24 protein-coding genes and 1 riboswitch are annotated in these 23,064 nt (G+C 38.2%); of the genes, 10 read left to right on the forward strand and 14 right to left on the reverse strand.

The window, feature by feature from the left end:
- Nucleotides 1-399: 399 nt before the first annotated feature.
- Both asnB and metK read right to left on the reverse strand, forming a co-directional pair.
- On the reverse strand, nt 400-2,292 hold the full coding sequence (gene asnB / locus BANA01_RS25440) for an asparagine synthase (glutamine-hydrolyzing) (protein ID WP_063255240.1): 1,893 nt from the start codon (nt 2,290-2,292) through the stop codon (nt 400-402).
- A 199-nt stretch (nt 2,293-2,491) separates the two neighbouring features.
- Nucleotides 2,492-3,694: a methionine adenosyltransferase gene (gene metK / locus BANA01_RS25445; RefSeq protein ID WP_063255241.1), complete on the reverse strand. Its 1,203-nt coding sequence runs from the start codon at nt 3,692-3,694 to the stop codon at nt 2,492-2,494.
- 202 nt (nt 3,695-3,896) lie between these two features.
- Nucleotides 3,897-4,036, reverse strand: a riboswitch (SAM riboswitch).
- A gap of 220 nt (nt 4,037-4,256) precedes the next feature.
- Here metK and pckA point away from each other — a divergent pair.
- Entirely contained in the window at nt 4,257-5,843 is a 1,587-nt protein-coding gene (gene pckA, locus BANA01_RS25450; RefSeq protein WP_063255243.1) for a phosphoenolpyruvate carboxykinase (ATP), read from the forward strand.
- A gap of 40 nt (nt 5,844-5,883) precedes the next feature.
- Here the strand turns inward: pckA and BANA01_RS25455 are convergent, their stop codons facing one another.
- A complete protein-coding gene (locus BANA01_RS25455) occupies nt 5,884-6,126 on the reverse strand; it encodes a DUF2584 domain-containing protein (RefSeq protein ID WP_063255244.1) in 243 nt (80 codons plus the stop codon).
- Nucleotides 6,127-6,165: 39 nt separating this feature from the next.
- The gene (locus tag BANA01_RS25460; RefSeq protein ID WP_063255246.1) at nt 6,166-6,960 is read right to left on the reverse strand and encodes an alpha/beta hydrolase family protein; all 795 of its coding nucleotides are present in this window, start codon (nt 6,958-6,960) and stop codon (nt 6,166-6,168) included.
- Between the two features lie 126 nt (nt 6,961-7,086).
- On the opposite strand from BANA01_RS25460, the gene BANA01_RS25465 reads away from it, so the two are divergent.
- Genes BANA01_RS25465 through BANA01_RS25475 form a run of 3 tightly spaced genes read left to right on the forward strand, consistent with a single transcriptional unit; the run spans nt 7,087 to nt 9,688 of the window.
- Entirely contained in the window at nt 7,087-8,103 is a 1,017-nt protein-coding gene (locus BANA01_RS25465; RefSeq protein ID WP_063255248.1) for an ABC transporter substrate-binding protein, read from the forward strand.
- A 21-nt stretch (nt 8,104-8,124) separates the two neighbouring features.
- The gene (locus BANA01_RS25470) at nt 8,125-8,901 is read left to right on the forward strand and encodes an ABC transporter ATP-binding protein (RefSeq protein ID WP_063255249.1); all 777 of its coding nucleotides are present in this window, start codon (nt 8,125-8,127) and stop codon (nt 8,899-8,901) included.
- Nucleotides 8,882-9,688, forward strand: coding sequence for an ABC transporter permease (locus BANA01_RS25475; RefSeq protein ID WP_063255251.1), 807 nt, complete (start codon nt 8,882-8,884; stop codon nt 9,686-9,688). The genes BANA01_RS25470 and BANA01_RS25475 overlap by 20 nt, the downstream gene beginning before the upstream one ends.
- A gap of 20 nt (nt 9,689-9,708) precedes the next feature.
- Here BANA01_RS25475 and ytkD read toward each other — a convergent pair whose 3' ends face one another.
- Both ytkD and BANA01_RS25485 read right to left on the reverse strand, forming a co-directional pair.
- Entirely contained in the window at nt 9,709-10,188 is a 480-nt protein-coding gene (gene ytkD / locus BANA01_RS25480) for an RNA deprotection pyrophosphohydrolase (protein ID WP_063255262.1), read from the reverse strand.
- A gap of 85 nt (nt 10,189-10,273) precedes the next feature.
- Nucleotides 10,274-10,591: a hypothetical protein gene (locus BANA01_RS25485; protein ID WP_063255252.1), complete on the reverse strand. Its 318-nt coding sequence runs from the start codon at nt 10,589-10,591 to the stop codon at nt 10,274-10,276.
- 236 nt (nt 10,592-10,827) lie between these two features.
- Here BANA01_RS25485 and BANA01_RS25490 point away from each other — a divergent pair, with 236 nt between their 5' ends.
- Nucleotides 10,828-11,082, forward strand: coding sequence for a DUF6154 family protein (locus BANA01_RS25490; protein WP_063255254.1), 255 nt, complete (start codon nt 10,828-10,830; stop codon nt 11,080-11,082).
- Nucleotides 11,083-11,189: 107 nt separating this feature from the next.
- Nucleotides 11,190-11,345, forward strand: coding sequence for a YtzI protein (ytzI, locus tag BANA01_RS29340; protein ID WP_082799675.1), 156 nt, complete (start codon nt 11,190-11,192; stop codon nt 11,343-11,345).
- Between the two features lie 47 nt (nt 11,346-11,392).
- On the opposite strand, the gene BANA01_RS25495 is transcribed toward ytzI, so the two are convergent.
- Nucleotides 11,393-11,866, reverse strand: a complete 474-nt coding sequence (locus tag BANA01_RS25495) for an S-ribosylhomocysteine lyase (protein WP_063255256.1) — start codon at nt 11,864-11,866, stop codon at nt 11,393-11,395.
- Nucleotides 11,867-12,008: 142 nt separating this feature from the next.
- Here BANA01_RS25495 and yidD point away from each other — a divergent pair, with 142 nt between their 5' ends.
- Complete coding sequence (gene yidD, locus BANA01_RS25500) at nt 12,009-12,236, forward strand: membrane protein insertion efficiency factor YidD (RefSeq protein WP_063255257.1); 228 nt, start codon at nt 12,009-12,011, stop codon at nt 12,234-12,236.
- On the opposite strand, the gene BANA01_RS25505 is transcribed toward yidD, so the two are convergent.
- A complete protein-coding gene (locus BANA01_RS25505; RefSeq protein WP_063255259.1) occupies nt 12,233-12,796 on the reverse strand; it encodes a beta-class carbonic anhydrase in 564 nt (187 codons plus the stop codon). The genes yidD and BANA01_RS25505 overlap by 4 nt on opposite strands.
- 215 nt (nt 12,797-13,011) lie before the next feature.
- On the opposite strand from BANA01_RS25505, the gene BANA01_RS25510 reads away from it, so the two are divergent.
- Nucleotides 13,012-13,953 (forward strand): metal ABC transporter solute-binding protein, Zn/Mn family, encoded by a 942-nt coding sequence (locus tag BANA01_RS25510; protein WP_063255261.1) that lies wholly within the window; start codon nt 13,012-13,014, stop codon nt 13,951-13,953.
- Between the two features lie 92 nt (nt 13,954-14,045).
- Nucleotides 14,046-14,204, forward strand: coding sequence for a DUF1540 domain-containing protein (locus BANA01_RS29345; RefSeq protein WP_082799676.1), 159 nt, complete (start codon nt 14,046-14,048; stop codon nt 14,202-14,204).
- A 47-nt stretch (nt 14,205-14,251) separates the two neighbouring features.
- On the opposite strand, the gene menC is transcribed toward BANA01_RS29345, so the two are convergent.
- From menC to BANA01_RS25540, 6 genes are all read right to left on the reverse strand, one after another.
- On the reverse strand, nt 14,252-15,358 hold the full coding sequence (menC, locus tag BANA01_RS25515) for an o-succinylbenzoate synthase (protein WP_034673523.1): 1,107 nt from the start codon (nt 15,356-15,358) through the stop codon (nt 14,252-14,254).
- Nucleotides 15,339-16,838 carry an o-succinylbenzoate--CoA ligase gene (locus BANA01_RS25520; protein WP_034673525.1) on the reverse strand — a complete coding sequence of 500 codons (1,500 nt, stop codon included), beginning with the start codon at nt 16,836-16,838 and terminating at the stop codon, nt 15,339-15,341. Before BANA01_RS25520 ends, menC begins: the two co-directional genes overlap by 20 nt.
- A gap of 113 nt (nt 16,839-16,951) precedes the next feature.
- The gene (gene menB / locus BANA01_RS25525; RefSeq protein ID WP_034673527.1) at nt 16,952-17,770 is read right to left on the reverse strand and encodes a 1,4-dihydroxy-2-naphthoyl-CoA synthase; all 819 of its coding nucleotides are present in this window, start codon (nt 17,768-17,770) and stop codon (nt 16,952-16,954) included.
- A gap of 20 nt (nt 17,771-17,790) precedes the next feature.
- Nucleotides 17,791-18,609: a 2-succinyl-6-hydroxy-2,4-cyclohexadiene-1-carboxylate synthase gene (gene menH / locus BANA01_RS25530; RefSeq protein ID WP_034673529.1), complete on the reverse strand. Its 819-nt coding sequence runs from the start codon at nt 18,607-18,609 to the stop codon at nt 17,791-17,793.
- Nucleotides 18,609-20,357 carry a 2-succinyl-5-enolpyruvyl-6-hydroxy-3-cyclohexene-1-carboxylic-acid synthase gene (menD, locus tag BANA01_RS25535; protein ID WP_034673532.1) on the reverse strand — a complete coding sequence of 583 codons (1,749 nt, stop codon included), beginning with the start codon at nt 20,355-20,357 and terminating at the stop codon, nt 18,609-18,611. Before menD ends, menH begins: the two co-directional genes overlap by 1 nt.
- Nucleotide 20,358: 1 nt before the next feature.
- Nucleotides 20,359-21,759 carry an isochorismate synthase gene (locus tag BANA01_RS25540; RefSeq protein WP_034673537.1) on the reverse strand — a complete coding sequence of 467 codons (1,401 nt, stop codon included), beginning with the start codon at nt 21,757-21,759 and terminating at the stop codon, nt 20,359-20,361.
- Between the two features lie 363 nt (nt 21,760-22,122).
- Between BANA01_RS25540 and BANA01_RS25545 the strand changes: the two genes are divergently transcribed.
- On the forward strand, nt 22,123-23,061 hold the full coding sequence (locus BANA01_RS25545) for a 1,4-dihydroxy-2-naphthoate polyprenyltransferase (RefSeq protein WP_034673540.1): 939 nt from the start codon (nt 22,123-22,125) through the stop codon (nt 23,059-23,061).
- The last annotated feature ends 3 nt before the right edge of the window (nt 23,062-23,064 follow it).

A 23,064-nucleotide genomic window follows, 5' to 3' on the forward strand; every position in this document is an offset into this window, starting at 1 on the left:
TCGACTCTCTCGATTCTTACACAGGTTGTCCGAATACTTTCCTGATTCGGACATGACTCTCTGAAATCTGACTCTCCTTGTCCAAATACTTGCCCGATTCGGACTCGTCTCTTTCGAATCCGACTTACGTTGTCCAAATGCTTACTCGAATCAGACTCGACTCTCTCGAATCTGACTTCCCTTGTCCGATTGCTTTCCCTATTCGGACTCGTCTCTCCCTTTATTCGAACCTGTACCACTAAAACATGACACAAGGTTATAATCAACTAAAGTATTTATCCGATAAAAAAAGAATGGCTTGAAGATAACTTCGAGCCATTCTTAGTTAGTGTAAATTATGAGGTAAGTGGTAAGATTGCAATCTATTTGCCCCTCACAAGTGACACCATTAATAATTTTTTAGTTTTTCATAGTCAAGAGTTCTTTCTGTCCTGAAAAGGAGTATTTCCCCTCTACATAAACCTGGTGCCAAACCATAAAGATTAGCACGGTCCATATTTTACGGCTGTTATCCGCCTTCCCTTGACAGTGGTCTTCAAGAAGTCTCAATACGTAAGATTTATTTAATAAATGATCAGTGTTGCTTTCTCTAATAATCGTTTTTGCCCACTCGTTCATTTCATTCTTCAACCAGTGGCGAATCGGCACTGGGAATCCAAGTTTCTTACGATTTAATACATGCTCTGGAACAATTCCTTCTGCAGCTTTTCGTAAAATATACTTCGTTGTACCGTTAGCTGTTTTCAAGCTAGTTGGAATTTTCGACGCTGCTTCAAAAACCACTTTATCCAAAAATGGAACTCGAAGCTCTAATGAATGAGCCATCGTCATTTTATCAGCTTTTAATAAAATATCACCGCGCATCCAAGTGTGGATATCAATAAACTGCATACGATCAACTGGATCATAGCCTTTTGATTCAGCATAAAGTGGTTTTGTGATATCCAAGTAATTTATACCTTCTCGGTAAACAGATAGCAAATCCCTTTTTTCTTCCTCTGTGAACATTTTAGCATTCCCAATATAACGTTCTTCCATAGGAGTTACTCCACGTTCAATAAAGCTCTTCCCTTTCATTCCTTCAGGCATCATGTTCGCAATGCCTTTTAGTAATACTTTTCCTACTCTTGGGATTTTATTAAACACTTCTAAATCTTGTGGTTCACGATAAATATTGTAGCCGCCAAACAATTCATCCGCACCTTCACCAGAAAGTACAACCGTAACATGCTTTCTTGCTTCACGTGCCACAAAGTACAACGGAATTGCAGCTGGGTCTGCAAGTGGATCATCCATATGCCAAATGATCTTTGGAAGTTCATTCATGTATTCTTGAGGAGTAATCACATAACTGATATTTTCTACCCCAAGTTTATCTGCCGTTTCTTTTGCAACATCGATTTCACTAAAACCATTATGCTCGAAACCTACTGAAAATGTCTTAATGGCAGGATGAAATTGTTTAGCAATCGAAGCAATAATCGAAGAGTCAATCCCGCCTGAAAGGAATGAACCAACAGGAACATCACTTCTCATATGCATTTTAACAGAATCGATTAATACCTCTTGAATTTCTTTGATAAATGCCGCTTCTGATTTCTGAACCGGATTAAAATGTGCCTTCCAATATTTTTTAATTTCCATTGGAGAGCCGATTTTTTTTGTAAAATAATGTCCAGGCTCTAACTTATGAATGCCTTTTGACATCGTATTTGGTTCAGGAACAAATTGATACGTTAAATAATGCTGCAGAGAATCATAATCTAAAACATCGTTTTCTAGTGCTAGAAGGATACTCTTCTTCTCTGAAGCAAAAAATGTCCTTTCCCCATCCTCAAAATAGAAGTATGGTTTAATCCCGAAAGGATCCCTTGCACCAAACACAGTTTGTTCTTGTTTATCCCAAATGGTAAAGGCAAACATCCCGCGCAATTTTTCAACCGCTTTTTCTTTCAAATGACTATACAAGGCAATAATAACTTCTGTATCAGAGTTAGTTGCAAATTGTAAGCCCTCTTTGAGCAATTCTTCACGAAGTTCTAGGTAGTTATAAACTTCCCCATTAAAAATAATCCAATAGCGCTCATTTTCATACGTTAATGGCTGATGCCCACATTCAATATCAATAATACTTAAACGGCGAAAACCGAATTGAATATGACCATCATAATAAAAGCCATCATCATCAGGTCCACGATGGGTTATAATATCGTTCATATTTTTGAATTGTTGTTTTTGTTCATCACGATAGTTTTGTTCCTTGTCGTGTACACAACCAATAAAACCACACATTATGTACGTCACCTACTCCAATCTAAATATCAAAACTTAAAAAACATACTCTCCTATCCTACCACTATTCACATAAAAATGGCAGTGTGAAAGGTAGGAAAATTCAGGTACAGATAGTTTTCACCTAAACACATTGCCCTAAACTTAGACGTAGAAATGAAAAAGAGAGTTACATTAAATGCAACTCCCGTATTGGGTTTTACTTAGTATTTGCTTGTTGACGTAATTCATCAGCTTTATCTGTACGCTCCCAAGGGAGGTCCACATCTGTACGGCCAAAATGACCATATGCAGCTGTTTGTTTGTAGATTGGGCGTCGAAGATCCAACATTTTAATAATTCCAGCTGGACGGAGGTCAAAATTTGAACCTACAAGTTCAACTAATACATCTTCGGTCACTTTACCAGTTCCAAAGGTATCAATCGAAATTGAAACGGGTCTCGCTACCCCTATTGCATAAGCAAGCTGTACTTCCACTTTGTCAGCAAGTCCTGCTGCTACAATATTCTTCGCAACATAACGCGCTGCATAAGCCGCAGAACGGTCAACCTTTGTAGGATCCTTGCCGGAGAAAGCGCCTCCGCCATGGCGAGCATATCCGCCATATGTATCAACAATGATTTTACGACCTGTTAAACCAGCATCCCCTTGAGGTCCGCCAATAACAAAACGTCCTGTTGGGTTGATAAAGTACTTTGTATTTTCATCGATTAATTCTTTAGGTACCACTGGATTAATAACATATTCCTTCAAATTACGTTGGATTTGCTCCAATGTTACCTCAGGATTATGTTGAGTTGAAATAACAATGGTATCAATACGAACAGGCTTATCATTTTCATCATACTCAACCGTAACTTGAGTCTTTCCATCAGGACGAAGGTACTCAAGCACCCCATCTTTTCTTACCTCTGTTAACTTACGAGCAAGCTTATGTGCCAGAGAGATCGGAAGAGGCATAAGTTCTTTGGTTTCATTACAAGCAAAACCAAACATTAAACCTTGGTCCCCTGCTCCGATTGCTTCAATTTCTTCATCAGACATTAGTCCTTCACGAGCTTCAAGTGCCTGATCCACACCCATTGCAATATCAGGACTTTGTTCTCCAATTGAAGTTAATACTGCACAAGTTTCGGAATCAAAGCCATATTTTGCACGATCGTAACCAATACCTTTAACTGTCTCACGAACAATTTTAGGAATATCAACGTAAGTAGATGTAGTAATTTCCCCTGCAACTAATACTAACCCGGTTGTAACTGATGTTTCAGCTGCAACACGAGCATTTGCATCCTTTGCTAAAATCGCATCTAAAATCGAATCAGATATTTGGTCACAGATTTTATCTGGATGACCTTCCGTAACTGACTCAGAAGTGAACAAACGGCGTTTTGTTGACATCTGATTTCCTCCTCTATTATGAGATAAATCAAGGTTCATATGAAGGTTACAGGAATACTTCTAGAACCACTGAATTTGATACGGTACTCATTCCCTTAGTATGAAATAAACAAAGGATTTTTATTAGCAGCTCTTATGATAAAAGGTCTTATACAAAACAAAAAACCTTACCACATGAGGAAAGGTTGTTCCGGGCCTTTCACTCTTATCGTTCAAGGTCAAAGCCTTGCGTCAGATTAGCACCTTCGCATTTGAGAAAATGACAACTACGTAATCGATCTTCTCATGAAGCAGGTTGCTGGGTTTCATAGGGCCTGTCCCTCCACCAGCTCAGGATAAGAGAGTATCCGTTCAAATTAGTATCATACTTGAAGCTGTCGAACATTGTCAATGAATTTTTTAGCAAAATTAGGATAAACATACGAAATTTTACCATTTTCAATTTACGGTTTATTAATACAACCTAAATTTACTAATTAGTATAGACTATTCAATTAAATGTGTTATACTTTTCGTGAATATATTGAATATTAAAAACTTGAAAAGGAAGGTTCGTTCTGATATGAATTCAGTCCACATCCCAAATGAATTAAGCCAATTGCTGGAAGAAAGTCATGTGCACATTCAAATGTCAGTTCCTCAATTAGTGGAAAAAGTCTTATCAAGAAATGAAGGAAAATTAACCTCAACTGGTGCCATTAGTGTATCAACGGGTAAATATACTGGCAGGTCGCCTCTAGACAAATTTATTGTTATGGAAGACTCCATTAAGGATAAAATTGATTGGGGCAATTTAAATCAGCCAATTTCTGAAGATGTCTTTAATAACCTCTATCATAAAGTATTAGAATACTTAAAAGGACAAAATGAAATCTTCGTTTTCAAAGGGTTTGCTGGGGCAGATAAAAAAACCCAATTACCGATCCAAGTGGTCAATGAATTGGCTTGGCATAATCTATTCGCCCATCAATTATTTATTAGGCCAAGTGAAGAAGAATTGCTGACACATAAACCTGGTTTCACTGTGATTTCCGCTCCTAACTTCAAAGCAAATCCTATCGTAGACGGAACAAAGTCTGAAACCTTTATTATTATCTCTTTTGAAAAACGAACCATCTTAATTGGCGGTACAGAATATGCTGGTGAAATGAAAAAATCGATCTTTTCGATTATGAACTATCTTTTACCTGAGAATAATATTTTCTCTATGCATTGCTCTGCTAATATTGGTGTTGAAGGTGATGTTGCACTGTTTTTTGGTCTATCTGGAACCGGTAAAACCACTTTATCTGCGGACCCAAAACGCCGCTTAATTGGTGATGATGAGCATGGCTGGTCATCAAATGGTGTGTTTAATATCGAAGGTGGCTGCTATGCAAAAACCATTAATCTTTCAAGGGAAAAAGAGCCGCAAATTTTTGACGCCATCCATTTTGGTTCTGTATTAGAAAATGTTGTTCTCAATCCCGATACAAGAATTGCAGATTATGACGACGGTACTCTAACTGAGAATACGAGGGCTGCATATCCGATGCATGCCATCGATAACATTGTTCAACCAAGCATTGCTGGTCATCCGAATACCATCGTCTTTTTAACCGCTGATGCATTTGGAGTACTGCCTCCAATCTCAAAGTTAACAAAAGAGCAGGCAATGTATCATTTCTTGAGTGGTTATACGTCCAAATTGGCAGGAACCGAGCGAGGAGTTACCTCTCCAGAAGCAACCTTCTCTACCTGCTTTGGTGCACCGTTCTTACCATTGCCAGCAACACGTTATGCAGAAATGCTGGGAGAAAAAATCCTTGAGCACAATGCAAATGTCTTCCTTGTGAATACTGGCTGGACTGGGGGAGAATACGGAGTAGGCAGCCGCATGAAATTATCCTATACAAGGGCGATGATTCAGGCAGCACTTGAAGGTGAACTAAACAATGTTGAAACCGTAAAAGATGATATTTTTGGACTGAATATTCCACTCCACATTGCAGGTGTACCTGATGAGGTTCTTCAACCAAGCAAGACCTGGGCTGACCCTCAAGATTATGAAAATAAAGCAAAAGAATTAGCGGGTAAGTTCCGTGAAAACTTTAAGAAATTCACAAAAGTTTCAGCTGAGATTGAAGAAAAAGGCGGACCTATTGCCTAGAAAAAAGCAAGCCCTTATCGCTGTCGATAAGGGCTTTTTACTAATTTGTAGAATTTAGTGAAATTAATTGATAAGTTAACAAAGTGCGGCTTCCTTGCCATTCTACTTTTTTAATGACAGCTGTTCCACTCGTATCGCTTTCAATGGTTTTTCTTACTTCAATTTGAATATCAATCGGATAAAGTCGATAGCCTTCTTTTTCTAATACGAAAAGATTTTCTTCAATTCTTTTTTCTCTTCCTTTTGTAACGATCATCGTATTCAATTCAAGGGGCATACCCATATCTACCCGCTCCTCTGTAATTGGTCTCTTACTGTTATTTTAACATCTTTTGATTTGGGATTTCATCCACTTCGCTAAATCCTTCACGATTTTTCTATTAACTGCAGGAGGAAAGTAGTGGGTGAAATCATCAAAATACCAACATTCCACCTGTTTATTTAACATCTTAAGCCTTTTTTCCAGCCTATAGGCATGCTCCACCGATACATTCTGATCATTAACTCCATGAATGATTAAAACAGGAGCTATAAGCTTTTCAAGCTCATAAAGAGGCGTTCGTTCTTCATATCTCTCAGGATATTTTCCAGGTGTACCGCCAATCACCCTTTTCATCATTTTCCGTAAATCTTTTCTCTCTTCATAGGTTAGTGACATATCACTTACCCCGCCCCAAGTAACAATCGAAGCTGCCTCAGGGTATTGAAGTGCTGTCAACAATGCCATTACACCACCTCGAGAAAAACCAAAAACGTGGATATGCCCAACATTAGGAAGCGATTTTAAAAGCTGATAGCCCGCAAAAGCATCCCCCCTGTCCTCCCCGGCAAAATCCTCATTTCCCTCCCCTCCTTGATTTCCTCGATAGTAAGGAGCAAATACGATGAATCCCTCAGAGGCAAATTGGGCAATTCTTGCGGGTCTCACCTTCCCCACATTCTTAATACCGCCGCGCAAATATAAGAAGCCATCATAGTTTCCTTGTATTTTTGGTTGTGCCAGTAGTCCTTTTACTCTCAATCCATTTGAAAGATAAGTAATCTCCCTTAAAACCACATTGGGATTGGGTGAAGGAAAACGATAAATTTTTATGATTTTTCCATTCTGATTGTTCACTACATTTCACCTTTCCATTATTCGGTAAAAAAATTTATGTAAATAGGCATTCACACATTTAGTTCTCTTTCATACGATATGTTAGGTCAACAGCCCAGATTTCTATTGTATTAAGGAGGGTTTGGTATGAAAAAGTGGTTAAAAATCAGCTTGTCTTCACTACTTATTGTACTTCTCATGTTCTCGCTAGCTGCTTGTAACAATGCTGACAAAACCGATTCAGAGAAAATAGAAAAGGTTCGATTGGTTGAAGTTACTCGTTCTATCTTCTATGCCCCTGAATATGTCGCTATTGCAAAAGGATTCTTCGAAGAAGAGGGCCTAGATGTTGAACTTTCTACAGCCTTTGGCGGCGATAAAACAATGACAACACTGTTATCAAATGGTGCTGATATTGCATTGGTTGGCTCTGAGACTTCTATTTATGTTTATGCTCAAGGGTCCAATGATCCGGTTATTAATTTTGCCCAGCTCACGCAGACAGATGGTACTTTTCTAGTCTCAAGAGAAAAAATTGATAATTTCTCATGGGATCTTCTTAAAGGGTCTACTTTTCTAGGGCAGCGTACTGGCGGTATGCCGCAAATGGTTGGGGAGTTCGTTCTCAAGAAACACGGTATCAATCCTCATCAAGATTTAAATCTCATTCAAAACATTGATTTTGCAAACATTCCGAGTGCCTTTGCTTCTGGAACTGGCGATTTTGTTCAATTATTTGAACCACAGGCGAGTATCTTCGAAAAAGAAGGAAAAGGACATATTATTGCTTCCTTTGGAACAGAATCTGGCCATGTTCCATATACAACCTTTATGGCCAAGGACAGTTACATGAAAGAAAACAAGGATATTGTAGAAAAATTCACAAGAGCCATTTACAAGGCACAGCAATGGGTTGACACACATAGCGCTGACGAAATAGCAGAGGCTATTCAATCCTATTTCCCAGATACAGATCTTGAACTGATTAGTACAGTTGTGGACCGCTATAAACAGCAAGGCTCGTTTGCAACTGATCCAGTCCTAGATGTGGAAGAATGGAACAATCTCCAAGACATCATGGATGAAGCTGGCGAGCTTCCAAAAGAGGTGGACCATGCAACACTTGTAAATACCGATATCGCTGAAAAAGTGAAAAAAGAATAAAAAATATGGGAGGCCGTCCAAATGAGTTTTTTAGCGATTAAAGATATCCATCACACTTATTTCACAAAAGCCTCTGCAACAACGGCCCTCTCGGAAATAAGTTTACAAATTGAGGAAGGTGAATTTGTTTCCTTCCTCGGCCCTAGCGGCTGTGGGAAAACAACCTTGCTTTCTATCATTGCCGGGCTTATAAAGCCCACACAAGGAACCATTTTACTTGAAAAAAAACCAATAACGGGGCTAAAGAACCAGATCGGCTATATGCTTCAACAAGATTATTTATTCCCATGGAAAACAATCGAAGAAAATATCCTTCTTGGCCTAAAATTATCCAAACAATTGAATGAGAAAACCAAAAATGCAGCTTTAGATCTTTTAAATCAAATGGGATTAAGCGGAATAGAAACACAATTGCCAAAGCAGCTTTCGGGCGGTATGAGGCAGCGTGCTGCTCTCGTAAGAACGCTGGCAACAGAGCCTAAGCTGCTTATGCTGGATGAACCATTCTCAGCATTAGATTATCAAACTAAGTTAAAGTTAGAAGATCTAGTTTCAAACACACTCGATTCTTTTGGAAAAACAGCCATTCTTGTCACACATGATATTGGTGAAGCCATAGCGATGAGTGACCGGGTCGTACTCTTTTCACCAAGTCCCGGCAGGATTCATAGGATTTTTGACATGCCAGATGAACTAAGAAGCTTAACCCCTTTTCACGCTAGAAACCACGAAGCCTTTTCGGGTATCTTTCAAACAATATGGAAGGAGCTGGATTCACTTGAAACAGGAAAAAAATAGCGTGAACCTCCTCCATAAAAATTATTTACATTCCCTGACCATTCAAAAAAGATGGGTACGTTTTTATCAAATTGTCATTTTCCTGCTCTTTTTTTCTAGTTGGGAAATCTCGAGTCAACAACGCTGGATAGATCCTCTGCTGTTCAGTTCCCCATCGAAAATTTGGAAATTATTTCTCGAGAAAATACAAGATGGCTCCTTGATGTCCAATCTTGGTGTAACCTTAACAGAAACGATTTTTGGTTTCCTTTTAGGTACATTACTTGGAACCATATTAGCAGCAGTACTCTGGTGGTCGCCATTACTCTCAAAAATTGTTGACCCCTATCTTGTCATTCTAAACGCAATGCCCAAGGTGGCCTTAGGTCCCATATTAATCGTATCCCTTGGACCTGGATATCCTTCCATCATTGCAATGGGAGCCATTATCTCTGTGATTATTACAACTATTGTTGTTTATACTTCTTTTAAAGAAGTTGACCCAAACTATTTGAAAGTACTGCAAACATTTGGAGCGACACGTCTACAATGCTTTAAGGAAGCTATACTACCTGCCAGTTTTCCAACCATTATTTCAACCTTAAAGGTCAATGTTGGTTTATCATGGGTCGGTGTCATAGTTGGAGAATTTTTGGTTTCCTCCAGAGGACTAGGTTACTTTATTATTTATGGCTTCCAAGTCTTTAATTTCACCCTGGTCTTTTTATCCTTGCTGGTCATCGCCGTCGTTGCAACGATAATGTATCAGCTTGTCGAGCTATTGGAAAAAAAACTTATCAAGGAGTAGCGGCTTATCTAAATTTGTCGCTATTCTTTTTCGTTTTGAAGCTTATGGATATACTCCAAACATTCCGCTACCACTTCATCCTTCATGATAAAACTGTACTCTTTGCCAAACCGCAATTCTAACAGATCACCTTCTACTAATACAGGCCCACTTGTCTCGTAATAGCTATTCATTTTATGTATCGATTTTATTTTCCCCGAAAATACAGCCTTTACAAAAGTATTTTTTTCATCTGTTACTCTATATTCAGCTATCTGTAAAAGTTCCTCCAAAGTAGCACCCGTCTCCTCATAAACTTCTCGGATAGCAGCTTCTTCGAGGGACTCTCCAGGTTCTACTTTGCCCCCCGGAAATTCCAATCCTCGAACACCATGCATTGTTAGTAACCAATCATTTAAATATCTACATATTACCAACACATGTTTCGCTTCCTGTTCAAAGGCATTGCTAGAAAATGATAGCTCAACCTTATTCCCTAATTGATCTAAAAACTTTCTCACTATCCTCACCCCGTTGGACCTCTTATGTATTTATTATAATCGAAAAAAAGGAAAATCCTTATTAATAGGATTTCCCCTTTAGAATCTACTTTGGTAATATATTCATCGTTTCAATATGATTTCTAGCTTCTTGGTCACCCAGTTTGTAAATCATCCCATACACTTGTTGGATTGTACTGTCATATGCGTCGTTTTCACGGTCATAATGATATTGAACATATGGAACATGGGCTCTAAAGAAATTTTGCCATTCTGTTGAATAATTTTGGTCAAATAACTCACGAAGCTGAGTAATTTCCTCATCATTGGCCTGAATTTTAAAACTCCAAGTAGATGCTGTTGCACTTCGGGATATTTCTCCATGCCCAACATCTATATAATAGGTCTTCTTTTGATCATCCATTATGTCATCCCCTTACTAATATTATTTAAAATTTCCCACAATCAAATAAAATTTATTCTTTTTCAAATTTCGACTCATTTTTTAGAAATGAATGAGGTATAATTGTCATAATATTAAGAAAATGGATTTTCACCATTTTTTCAAACTTTTGCTTCAGCCATAGAGGATATTTTTCATCATTAAGGGAATTGAATAAGTAAGGAAAAAATTTTAAAAATTCTTTGGAGGTGAAAGGAATGAGGTTAGTCGATGAATTATTTCAAATGTATCGAGACAAGCTGACAGGTGATGAAGAGGATATTGATATGTTAGCATTCGCCTTCTTAGAAGAAATGTCACATGAGGATCTCCTACACTTAATTAAAGAGATGGATAAGCAAGAATTATACGATTTAATGGGGCTTTATTTAATTGAAAGCTTAAAAGGTAAATTCGCCCAGGAAGAGTACGGTCAACGCACCCATACTTATTATCCAAGGAATATTCACTAATCAGTACATACTACTCAAGTTCTGGAACTGTATAGAGCAGTTCCTTTTTTTTGTTAAAAAGGAGTAAAAACATGCTAAAATATAGGAGGAGAAGGGGAGGAGAAAACATGTATACGATTTTCGTGGTAAGTATCATTATCATCATCGTGGTTTTGTTGCTTGCAGTTATCACTACGTCAAAGGCTTATAAATTTAAACATACAGTAGACTCACTTGAAGACAATCCTTATTTAAAAAACGAGAATGAAGAAAACAGGTCATAAAAAAATTCCTATTCATCACGAATAGGAATTTTTTATAGCTCCACCGCCTAAGCAAAAACTTGCTTTAAGTCTTCTTTACTTTGCTCAAGCCAAAAGCGCATCAAGCGTTTTGCACCTTCTAAATCATGAAGCTTTGCTTGTCCACATTGTCTCTCATTTGCTGCTGGAATCTCAGTAATTTCCACTGCGGTCTTCATTGTATCTTCAAGAAGGTCAATGATTTCTTCAACAGTTGGCTCACCGCTAACTACTAAATAGTAACCTGTTTGACAACCCATAGGTGAAATATCAATAATATCGAAATGATTGTATTTCTCTACGTGTGCTCGGAGATTAAATGCCAGCAGATGTTCCAGTGTATGAATGACATCAGGCTTCATGGCCTGTTTATTCGGCTGACAAAAACGTATATCGTATTTATTAACAATACCGTCGCTTCCTACTTTATGAACGCCGCAATGTCTAACATACGGTGCTTTAACGGCATTATGATCTAAATCAAAGCTTTCTACTGAAGGCATTATTCCCCACTCCTTTTTTACATCTAAGTTGTATCTTACTATAAATTCCGAGTTTTTTCATCTACTTAGGCATAATTAACAATTTAGACGTTTTTTTCTATTTATGATATCTTTTAAGTAATTTGTTGAAGGGAGTCTCCCTATGTTTAAAAAGATTTTAATTTCGGTTATTCGATTTTATCAAATGGTTATTTCTCCAATTAAACCACCAAGCTGCCGTTTTTACCCCACATGTTCTCATTATGGGTTGGAGGCTGTTCAAAGGTTTGGAGCTTTAAAAGGCGGTTGGCTTACATTAAAGAGAATTCTTAAATGTCATCCTTTTCATCCGGGCGGCATAGATCCGGTGCCAGAGAAAAAGGAGAACTAATCCTGGTAACCATCGACCACAAGGTCAAGTTTTCCTGTCTTAGGGTCAATGACTAACCCATGTACCGGCACACCTTCTGGCATTAAAGGATGGTTTTTTATTACTCCCACACTATGCTCCACGCTTTCTGTAACATTCTCAAATCCATGAAGCCAGTTTTTAATATCAATACCTGAATAAGTAAGAGTATCAAACGTTTCTTCTGCAACTCCACGGCTCAACATACTTTCGATAACCGGTTCAGCCTTTAATCCGCTCATCCCACAATCGTGATGGGCGATGACTAGCACTTCCTCTGCCTGCAGCTGATAAACTGCGATAAGAATACTTCTCATAATACTTCCAAATGGATGAGAAACCAATGCCCCGGCATTTTTAATCGTTTTTATGTCACCGTTGCTTAAGTTCATTGCCTTTGGCAGCAATTCCAATAATCGTGTGTCCATACATGTTAGTATGACTGCTCGTTTATTTGGAAATTTTGTTGTTTCATACTTCTTATATTCATGGCTTTCTACAAATTTTTGGTTATAATCTAGAATCTCATTTAATAACGTCACCATTATCCCACCTTAAATTTTGATTACTATAAGCATACATAAATACTAAAGAATGAAAAAATATTTTGCTTGCATTTACGGTGTTTTTTTTGTAAGATACATAAGGAAATCGGAATCGTTCCGTATTATACATTTTTTTATCACTTTAAACCTAAAAAATTTTCGAATACAAATCGTAATAACTCCGGTTTATAAACATTTTTAAAGGAGCATATATGAGAAAAAATATCTTTTTACCAATTATTTTACTTATTACCATTATAGTCATAACTGCCTGCAGTCCTGAAAATGGACAATTGGAAAAAAAGAAAGAGCAGTTAACCATTTATTCCACCGTATTCCCTCTTCAATATTTTACGGAGCGTATCGGAGGAAAATACGTTAATGTCCATACAATTTATCCACCAGGAGCAGATGAGCATACATTTGAACCATCTCAGAAAGATATGATTAAACTGGCTGATTCAGATTTATTTTTCTACATTGGCTTAGGGTTAGAAGGCTTTGTAGAAAAAGCAAAGGGTTCATTAAAAAACGAAAACGTGTCACTGATTCCAACTGCTGAGAGCTTGATTTTAGATCCCGCTGAAGAACATGAGGCACATGACGACCATGAGGATGACGGTCATGGAGATTTTAATCCCCATGTATGGCTTGACCCACTATATTCCAAAGAAATGGCTGCTGTCATTAGGGATTCTTTAATTGAAAAAATGCCTCAAAATAAAGAGACATTTAATCAAAATTATCAGAAGCTTGCAGATGAATTAGATCAATTGAATTCGGAATTTGCAACTACCATCAAAAATGCGAAACATAAAGAAATCCTTGTCACACATGCAGCATTTAGCTATTGGGAGCAAAGATACGGTTTAGAAGAAATCAGTATTTCTGGTCTTTCTACAACAAACGAACCAACGCAGCGAGAGCTAGAAAAGATTATCTCACTCGCAGATGAACAGGGACTGCATTATATTCTGTTTGAACAAAACGTCCAATCTAAATTAGCACAAATTGTTCAGAAGGAAATTGGAGCTAAGGCATTACCTGTCCATAATCTAGGAATTTTAACCAAAGAAAACATTAAAGATAATGAAACTTATTTTTCTCTAATGGAACAGAATTTAGCATCACTTAAAATTGCTTTAAACGATTAATTGGTTAGTTCCCTTTAACTTACAGGGATGAGCAGTTGTGAAAAATCAAAAGCTATTTTTGTATTACGAATATTCGACAAGGAGTGATACAAATGGCACAAGATGTATTATGCGAAGTAAACAATTGCTCTTTTTGGGCAAAGGGAAATAAATGCAGTGCAGATAGTATATATGTTGTCAGCCACAAAGGAAAAACAGCAGATAACAGTCAAGAAACCGATTGTAAAACATTCGAACCCTCAGATCTATAGAGCATAGGCAAACAATTAAACCAGACTTTTTGTCTGGTTTAATTGTTTTAGAATTTAAATACCTTTTCTATTCGGGTGGTTTCCTTCAGCCTCTTTTCATTAATGCCGAACCCAATGCCGGGTGTATCTGGGACACTTACACAACCATTTTTAACACTTACCTCAGGTGCAATAATATCTTCCTCCCAAAATCGATTTGAAGCAGAAATATCACCGGGGATTGTAAATCCAGGAAGTGAAGCAAGTGCTATGTTATGCGCACGGGATATACCGAATTCTATCATTCCGCCACACCAAACATCGATACCCCTATTCAGGCAATAATCATGAATTCTTTTTGCTTCGTATAGACCTCCCACCCTTCCCGCTTTAATATTAATAATCTTACAACTGCCAAGTTCAATCGCATTTTTTGCGTCATGAAAGCTGACAATACTTTCGTCTAAACAGATTGGTGTATTTATACCTTTTTGAAGTAGTGAGTGTTCAATGATATCGTCACTGGCAAGCGGCTGCTCTATCATTAAAAGATTAAAGTCATCTAGAGCCTTCAATCTGTCCATATCCTTCAAGGTATAAGCAGAATTGGCGTCTGCCATAATAGGAAGTTCCGGATAATAACGGCGTATTTCTTCTAAGACAGTATAGTCCTGACCAGGATGAATCTTAATCTTAAATCTCTGGTATCCTTCTTCTAAATATTTTTCAATTTGGTTGAGTGCACTTAGGAGTGAATCAGCAGCAATCACCACACCAGAAGCAATTTCACTTCTCGTTCCTCCAATGACCTTTGAGAGAGATGTTAAACTGGCTTTGGCATATAGATCCCAAATGGCCATTTCTAACCCAGCCTTAGCCATATGGTTTTTTCTGATGGACTGAAATAAAATCGCAGCGTCTTCAGGTTGGTTAATTAAATTCTTTTGAAGTAAAGGGATTAAAACATCACTCATAATATGTAAACTAGTCCTCACCGTCTCTTCTGTGTACCACGGTGTGGTAAAAGCGACACCCTCTCCATATCCGGAAATGCCATTCGAATCGATTACCTCTACAATAATCCCTTCACGCTCTGTAACCGTACCTAAGTGAGTGTGAAAAGGGGACTTCAATGGCATACTGATGACTCTAAGTTTAATTTGAGCTATTCTCATTATGAATCCTGCCCTCATGAACCAATTCTGATAGCTTCCTGCGAAGAAGTTTTTTAGAAGCATTCCTCGGGAGTTTTTCCGTAAAATAGAATGATTTCGGTACTTTGTATTTCGCCAAGTTTTCTAAACAGTACCGTTTAAGTTCGTCCTCCGTAACACGTGCATTTATTTTGCGTACAATAAATGCACCGGGAACTTGTCCCCATGTTTCATCATTGAAGCCAGTAACACCCGCATCCACAACATCAGGATGAGCTAATAAAACAGATTCAATTTCTGCAGGATAAATGTTTTCTCCGCCCGAAATTATGAGGTCAGAACGCCGGTCAAGCACGTATAAAAAGCCTTCCTCATCCATAAAGCCGATGTCTCCTGTATGAAACCATCCTTGATTAAATTTTTCCTTTATGACGTCTGGACGATTTAAATAACCCAATGTCACATTTGGGCCTTTTACAATAATTTCACCAGCTTGTTTTGCCTGTGCTATTTTTCCATCCTCTAAAATAATCTCAATTTGTGAAGGAAATAATGGTTTACCCGCTGAACCAAGTTTTGTGATACTGTACTCGGGAGCTAATGTAACGATTTGAGACGCCGTCTCTGTCATGCCGTAGGATTGAAAAACAGGAACTTCTATTGCCTTACATGCCTCTAGCAATGGTAACGGTGCAGGACCGCCTCCTAATAGCGCACAGCGGAAATGATTTGGCAGTTTCGAACCCGCTAGGGCTTCCACCATCCGAAAAAGCATCGTTCCAACCACTGACATAATCGTAACATGTTTGTTTTTAATATCATTAATGGCTTTATGCGCATCAAAGCTTTCATGGAGTATAATCGGCATCCCATATATAACACTTTTCATTAAAATGGAATAACCACTAATATGAAAAAGTGGAACGCTACAAAGCCAGCGATCACGATCGGTATATCCTAAGTTAAGCGCAGAACCCACAGCACTCCACCAATGGTTCCCATATGTATGAAGGACACCTTTCGGATTTCCTGTTGTACCGGATGTGTACATGATGGTACAGACATCATTTAAATTAATTTCTTCCTGTATATCTGGAGTTTCTGTAGATGCTGCAAACAATTCGTCTTTTGTAAAAACCGGAACTTCTAATGCCTGTTTGATTTCGTAAAAATCATTTTCAAGAATTAACGAGGCTGCCCTTGAATCATTTAACTGCCATATCAATTCTTTTTTTGATAATCGATTGTTTAAAATAACTGCCTTGACTCCAATGAGCTGAAGTGCAAATAAAATCACAATGGTATCAAGATGATTTTTGAGTAATACCCCAATATATTGATCTTTTTTTACTCCTACACTCTTCAGCTTTCCAGCAGTTTGAGAGGATTTTTCATATAATTCTTTAAAAGATATTGCTGTTTCATTGAAATAAACTGCCGTCCTTTCAGGGGTGAGAAATGCCCTTTTTTTTAGAAAGTTTGGCATGGTTTCATGTTGCATTTATTTTCACCTACTTCAAGTTAGTTACCCTTTTCTAATTTCTAGCTAGGCTTTTCCGCTTTTCTATACAAAAACAGCCTGATGGAAACCATCAAGCTGCAACATTTTTAAAATCAAGGGAAACGTGGGAATTGACCAAAGTCAGGCTTACGTTTTTCTTTAAAAGCGTCTCGGCCTTCTTTGGCTTCTTCAGTTGTATAGTAAAGAAGTGTTGCATCACCAGCTAATTGCTGCAGTCCAGCTAAGCCATCTGTGTCTGCATTCATAGCAGCCTTTAAGAAACGAAGCGCTGTTGGACTTTTCTCAAGAATTTCATTACACCACTGAATTGTTTCCTCTTCCACTCTTTCAAGTGGAACAACCGTATTAACTAAGCCCATATCAAGTGCTTCCTGTGCATTATACTGACGGCATAGGTACCAAATTTCACGAGCCTTTTTATGACCGATAATTCTAGCAAGATAGCCTGAGCCATAACCAGCATCAAAGCTTCCAACATTCGGACCTGTTTGCCCAAAGACAGCATTATCTGCCGCAATCGTTAAATCACAAACTACATGAAGGACGTGTCCGCCACCGATCGCATAACCCTTAACCATTGCAATAACTGGTTTCGGAATCACACGGATTAAACGTTGAAGATCAAGAACATTCAAACGAGGAATTTGGTCTTCACCCACATAGCCTCCATGTCCGCGTACCTTTTGGTCTCCACCTGAACAAAACGCTTTGTCTCCGGCACCTGTTAGTACGATTACTCCTACACTTGAATCATCACGTGCATAGGCAAAAGCATCAATTAATTCCATAACGGTTCTTGGTGTGAATGCATTATGTACATGGGGGCGATTAATCGTAATTTTTGCGATTCCGTTATATGTTTCATATAAAATTTCATCATAATTACGTTCTGCAATCCATTCTACTGTCAAAACGATCTTCCTCCTTTGTTTTAGTTCGACAAAAAGTCACTTACTATTGTACCAAATTTTTCTTTTGATTCCACATGAATTGCATGACCAGAATCATTAATGACAATCCATGAAGCTCTATTCATTTCCTCTGTCATTCTTTCAGCAATCTTACAAAACTTTTCATCCTTTTCTCCCGTTAACAATAACACTTCACAGCCTAGCAGGTCCAACTTTTCCCACCATGAGGATTGAGAACCTGTTCCCATTCCTAATAAGCTATTCGCAAGGCCTTGTGCATTATTGGACAATCGCTGCTCTCTAATTGAATCTCTAATTGAATCTCTAATTGAGTTAGGCAGACTTCTCATAGTGGAAAAGAGAGGAATTGCTTCCCAATAGTTAACAAAGGACATGATCCCTTGGTCTTTAATAAAGTTTGCTAGTTCCTCGTCTTTCATACGGCGCAGGATTCTTTCTTCATCTGTTTTCAATCCAGGTGAAGCACTCTCTAAAATAACCTTTCTAACTCTTTCTGGATATAGTATTGCAAGAGTCAGTGCTAATCTGCCCCCCATTGAATATCCAAGCAGGTCAAATTTTTCAATTTCAAGCTGATCCAATAGGAGAATTAAGTCTTCAGCAGCAGATTCTATTTGATAGCGATTTAAATCTTCTGGTGAATCTGTTTTACCATGACCGATAATATCAGGTATGATTAATTTTGAATGCTTGCCCCAAACCTGACAAAAAGGTGTCCAAGTGGAGGAATCTCCAGTAAAGCCATGTAATAAAAGTAAAGGAAATCCTTCCCCGCAAACTTCGACATGATACCTACTATCGTTAACCTCTATCTGCATTAGCGAACACCTTTGACAAAGTTTGATATTTCCTCGGAAACAATACGCCAAAATTCGCGGTGTTGTGTCAAATTACTATTTCGGTTCGTTACTACCTCATAGACATTTAATCCCTTGCCCTCGATGGATTCCTTCATAAGTTCCCCTAATTGTTCCCAATCTCGGACCCTTGTAAAGTTGCCATTGAACATTCGTACTGCATGCTCAAAGTCTAGGTTTAACGGAGTGCCAAATAAAAGTTCAAAATTCTTAGGATGCTGCGATTGCGGCAGGAAGGAGAATATTCCACCGCCATTGTTGTTGACAACAATAACCGTGATATCAATCCCATACAGCTTTGCTGTCACCAAACCATTTAAATCATGGAAAAATGTTAAATCACCTAAGACAAGATATAAAGGTTGTGTGTATAATCCTGCACCTAATGCTGTTGATACGGTGCCATCAATGCCATTTGCTCCTCTATTCGCGATGACTTTTATTGATTTATGGTTATTGAGAAAGAAGCTATCTAAATCTCGAATGGGCATGCTGTTGCCAACAAACAATGTTGCCTCATCAGGAAGCATATCCGCTAATTGATAGAACAATCGACCTTCACTTAATTGCTGACTATCCTTTATTAACGCCATGTTTGCTTTTGTAAGATTATTAACTGCCCGCCACCTGTCCAAGAACTCAAGAGAAGTCCTTGTTTCACTAACAGCTAACATTTGCTCGCAAAAGATGGTTTCATTACAGTAAATCATTTCCGTTGATAGTGATGATGGATCACGCCAGCCTCCTGCTCCATCTATAACAAATTGTTCTGCTTGGTGGTTTTCCTTTAAGAAGATAGTAAGTGCTTTTGATAAAGGCATCGCCCCAAAGCGCAGAATTACATCGGGTTTCAAGTATTCCTTTGCGTCTTCATTTCTTAAAAATGTATCATAGGTTTCAACAATATTTTCGAGGTTATGTTGTCCACTTCTAAGTTGTGATAATGGATCCGCTAAAATTGGAAACTTTAACATGTCAGATAAGTCTGTGACAGCCTGAGCAAAACGGTCGTCAGCAATATTACCACAAACAATGATGCCATTGTTATATTCCTTAAGTTTCAATGAAATGTCCTTCATTTCATTCTCACCAATCGTTAAATCTCCATTTCGGACTTTGACATACCCCATTTGTCTCTCTTCTAACTGAAACATAGCTTCATCCAAGTTGGGTATCAGTGGTTCCCTAAACGGAAAATTCAAATGGACTGGACCCGCTGGAGCTTGGCTTGCAATCGCTGCCGCCCGTGCACCAACAGTACGGGCATAACGTATGATTTCAGTACTGCTTTCAGGCAATGCCATGTCTGCAAACCATTTGACATGATGACCATACAAATGGATCTGGTCAATTGCCTGTGGTGCACCTACTTCTCTTAGCTCATGAGGCCGGTCAGCAGTCAAGACAAGTAGCGGTACACGTGAATAGCGTGCTTCAATGATTGCCGGAAAATAGTTCGCAGCAGCCGTTCCGGAAGTACATAATATTGCCACTGGCTTATTTGTTACTTTAGCGATTCCCAAAGCAAAGAAGGCAGCAGAACGTTCATCCACATGAATATGGGTATTTATCTCTTGATGTTCGGCCATTACCATTGCCATTGGGGTTGATCTTGACCCTGGACTGACGACGACATCCTTTATTCCTGTCTGTACTAACTCTGCTACAAATGCCGCTAAATAAGCTGTTAATGAGTCTTGTTGATTCATATTAATTTCCTCCAAGTGCGCGAAGCATCGGCCTAAATTTTAAGCTTGTTTCCAGGTATTCACTTTCTGAGTCAGAATTCGCAACAACACCGCAGCCAGCAAATAATGAAGCCTCTTTTCCTTGAATGAGACCAGAACGAATAGAAACAGAAAACTCGCCATTTCCTCGATAATCCACCCAGCCCAGCGGAGAAGCATAAAAACCACGGTCTAGCACTTCTACCTGCCTAATTTTTTCAACAGCTTCTTGTTTAGGAAGACCCCCTAAAGCAGGAGTTGGGTGTAGTCTCTCTACTAACAAAAGCAGCGAAGCATCCTTTTGGCATTTACCAATAACCGGTGTATAAAGATGTTGAATGTCCCGGATTTTCATTAATTGAGGCTTATCTGGAAGGATAATTTCCTCACATGATTCCTCTAATGCTTCCTTAATCATTTCAACCACAAATCCGTGTTCATTAAGGTTTTTCTGATCATTTAGTAATGTTTGCCCTAACTTATTGTCTTCTTCTTCGTTTTTACCGCGTCTAATCGAACCTGCCAGACAGGTTGAGAACACATTTTCCCCTTGTTTTTTCACAAGTCTTTCAGGTGTAGCACCAATAAAACAATCTCCGTTGGATTCAAAAGCAAAGATAAAGCTATCTCGTTGTTGATTGTATAAATTTTCAAGAATAACATCTGCTTTAACGGGATGATCAAAGAATAATCTTAATTCGCGTGCTAGTACTACCTTCTTCAGTGAACCGGTTTTCAAATACTCTACCACATCATCCACCGTCTGTTTCCACTGCAGAGGTAAAATTTCTTTCATTTCGAGAAGTTTAGCTGGTATAAAGTCAGTATTTTCTTTTAGTGATGCAAGGAGCTGTGTTCGCTCCGTAATTACTTTTTCAAAAAGTGTATAATCATCATTAGGGGTACAAACAATATTCGTCGTTAAATACGTTTGTCCCTTAACAATTGTTAACATATATTTTGGAACATGAAATAGAGAATCAGCGTATTTAGACCACAGCGGTGTTTTTGCTTTAAGTGGATCAAAGGAAAACCCGCCAAACATCACAGGTCCTAACCCATTTTCATTAAATGGGTTAAAGATTAAACTATCCTTTAAAAATTTCTTCCACTCTTCTTCAACATGAAAAAAGCGGTCAGTAGCCTGATCCGACTGAATTTGTTTTGTTATGCCAATGCCAATAAGCACAACCTCTTCTGATGGGTCTTTCCAATAGAAACGTTCCCCAAGATAGCGCTCTCTTCCGACATTGAAAAAGGATATAGGATCAATTCTGTCCATTTTATGAACTTCGCTAATTAAAATGGGGCGACCTAGTTTTTGAGCAGATCGGACTGCCGATATCCCTCTGTCCTTCAATTCCGTTTCCTGAATGGTAACCAAAAAAATCCCTCCAAAACAGTCAAGTGACTGTCATCCATTCATTTTTATGCCTAATTAACATACTACCTTATTGTAAAGAAGTCAGTAATACTTGTCACTAAGTATACTCATGACTATCTTATTATATCTTAATTCCTTCCGCGCAGGGTTGTATTTGATTTACATTCGTTTATTTCATTTTCCCTCCAAAAACTCATTACTAACCAAGCAGGAATTATCTACTAAATTCACTAATAAAAAATAATTGACTGCAGTTGCCAAATTCCCTAAACTAAGGTTTGGACAATCTTTAGACAATAATCGTATAAATTAATGATTTTACTATAGATAATAGAAAAAATTTCATACAAGGGAGAGAAAACAATGCAGCCAAATTTACAGCATACGTCAAAGCCTGCTGTTGAATCGAATCGTGGTTTTCAGGTTTGGTGGCAAATGACCCGTCCTCATACGTTAACTGCTTCATTCGTCCCAGTTTTGTTAGGTACAGCACTTTCATTATCACATGGAGAGATACATTTTGGTCTTTTCTTTGCGATGTTAATCGCAAGTTTATTAATCCAAGCTGCTACTAATATGTTTAATGAGTATTATGATTATAAACGAGGACTCGACAATGAGCACTCCATCGGAATTGGCGGTTCAATTGTTCGTGATGGAATTAAGCCGAAAACGGTAATGCAAATCGCACTAAGCCTCTATGGAATTGCCTTATTGATTGGGGTATATATTTGTATGAGTACTAGCTGGTGGCTGGCAATTCTTGGGCTTGTTTGTATGGCAGTCGGCTATTTATATACAGGAGGGCCTTATCCAATTGCATATACACCATTTGGAGAGATTTTTGCAGGGTTCTTTATGGGTATGTTAATTATTTTAATTTCATTTTTCATACAAACTGGAACTGTAACAACCTACAGCGTCCTAATCTCAGTGCCTATTTTAGTTCTTGTTGGTGCGATTAATTTTTCTAATAACATTAGGGATTTAGAAGGCGATAAAGAAAATGGCCGCAAAACACTAGCCATTTTAATAGGAAAAAACAAAGCAGTAACCTTAATGGGTTATATGTTCGTTTTTTCATTTCTTTGGATAGCAGGTCTAATCATTACAAATGTTGCTCCAATTTGGACGCTGCTCGTAGTTCTTAGTATTCCTAAAGCAATGAAGGCAATTAAAGGTTTTAAAGCGGGTGTTTCTCCCATCCAAATGGCTCCTGCGATGAAAGCAACAGCACAAACCAATACAATCTTTGGCTTTTTACTAGCCATTGGGATTTTCCTTGGACACTTTGTTTCTTAATTG

This window comes from Neobacillus niacini NBRC 15566, from assembly GCF_001591505.1.
Taxonomy (GTDB): Bacteria; Bacillota; Bacilli; order Bacillales; family Cytobacillaceae; genus Neobacillus; species Neobacillus niacini.

Excerpts from the sequence above, each read along its gene's own strand:
- asnB (WP_063255240.1), bottom strand. The coding sequence starts at position 2,292 with ATGTGTGGTTTTATTGGTTGTGTACACGACAAGGAACAAAACTATCGT.
- metK (WP_063255241.1), bottom strand. The coding sequence starts at position 3,694 with ATGTCAACAAAACGCCGTTTGTTCACTTCTGAGTCAGTTACGGAAGGT.
- pckA (WP_063255243.1), top strand. The coding sequence starts at position 4,257 with ATGAATTCAGTCCACATCCCAAATGAATTAAGCCAATTGCTGGAAGAA.
- BANA01_RS25455 (WP_063255244.1), bottom strand. The coding sequence starts at position 6,126 with ATGGGTATGCCCCTTGAATTGAATACGATGATCGTTACAAAAGGAAGA.
- BANA01_RS25465 (WP_063255248.1), top strand. The coding sequence starts at position 7,087 with ATGAAAAAGTGGTTAAAAATCAGCTTGTCTTCACTACTTATTGTACTT.
- BANA01_RS25470 (WP_063255249.1), top strand. The coding sequence starts at position 8,125 with ATGAGTTTTTTAGCGATTAAAGATATCCATCACACTTATTTCACAAAA.
- BANA01_RS25485 (WP_063255252.1), bottom strand. The coding sequence starts at position 10,591 with ATGGATGATCAAAAGAAGACCTATTATATAGATGTTGGGCATGGAGAA.
- BANA01_RS25490 (WP_063255254.1), top strand. The coding sequence starts at position 10,828 with ATGAGGTTAGTCGATGAATTATTTCAAATGTATCGAGACAAGCTGACA.
- ytzI (WP_082799675.1), top strand. The coding sequence starts at position 11,190 with ATGTATACGATTTTCGTGGTAAGTATCATTATCATCATCGTGGTTTTG.
- BANA01_RS25495 (WP_063255256.1), bottom strand. The coding sequence starts at position 11,866 with ATGCCTTCAGTAGAAAGCTTTGATTTAGATCATAATGCCGTTAAAGCA.
- yidD (WP_063255257.1), top strand. The coding sequence starts at position 12,009 with ATGTTTAAAAAGATTTTAATTTCGGTTATTCGATTTTATCAAATGGTT.
- BANA01_RS25510 (WP_063255261.1), top strand. The coding sequence starts at position 13,012 with ATGAGAAAAAATATCTTTTTACCAATTATTTTACTTATTACCATTATA.
- BANA01_RS29345 (WP_082799676.1), top strand. The coding sequence starts at position 14,046 with ATGGCACAAGATGTATTATGCGAAGTAAACAATTGCTCTTTTTGGGCA.
- menC (WP_034673523.1), bottom strand. The coding sequence starts at position 15,358 with ATGAGAATAGCTCAAATTAAACTTAGAGTCATCAGTATGCCATTGAAG.
- BANA01_RS25520 (WP_034673525.1), bottom strand. The coding sequence starts at position 16,838 with ATGCAACATGAAACCATGCCAAACTTTCTAAAAAAAAGGGCATTTCTC.
- menH (WP_034673529.1), bottom strand. The coding sequence starts at position 18,609 with ATGCAGATAGAGGTTAACGATAGTAGGTATCATGTCGAAGTTTGCGGG.
- menD (WP_034673532.1), bottom strand. The coding sequence starts at position 20,357 with ATGAATCAACAAGACTCATTAACAGCTTATTTAGCGGCATTTGTAGCA.
- BANA01_RS25545 (WP_034673540.1), top strand. The coding sequence starts at position 22,123 with ATGCAGCCAAATTTACAGCATACGTCAAAGCCTGCTGTTGAATCGAAT.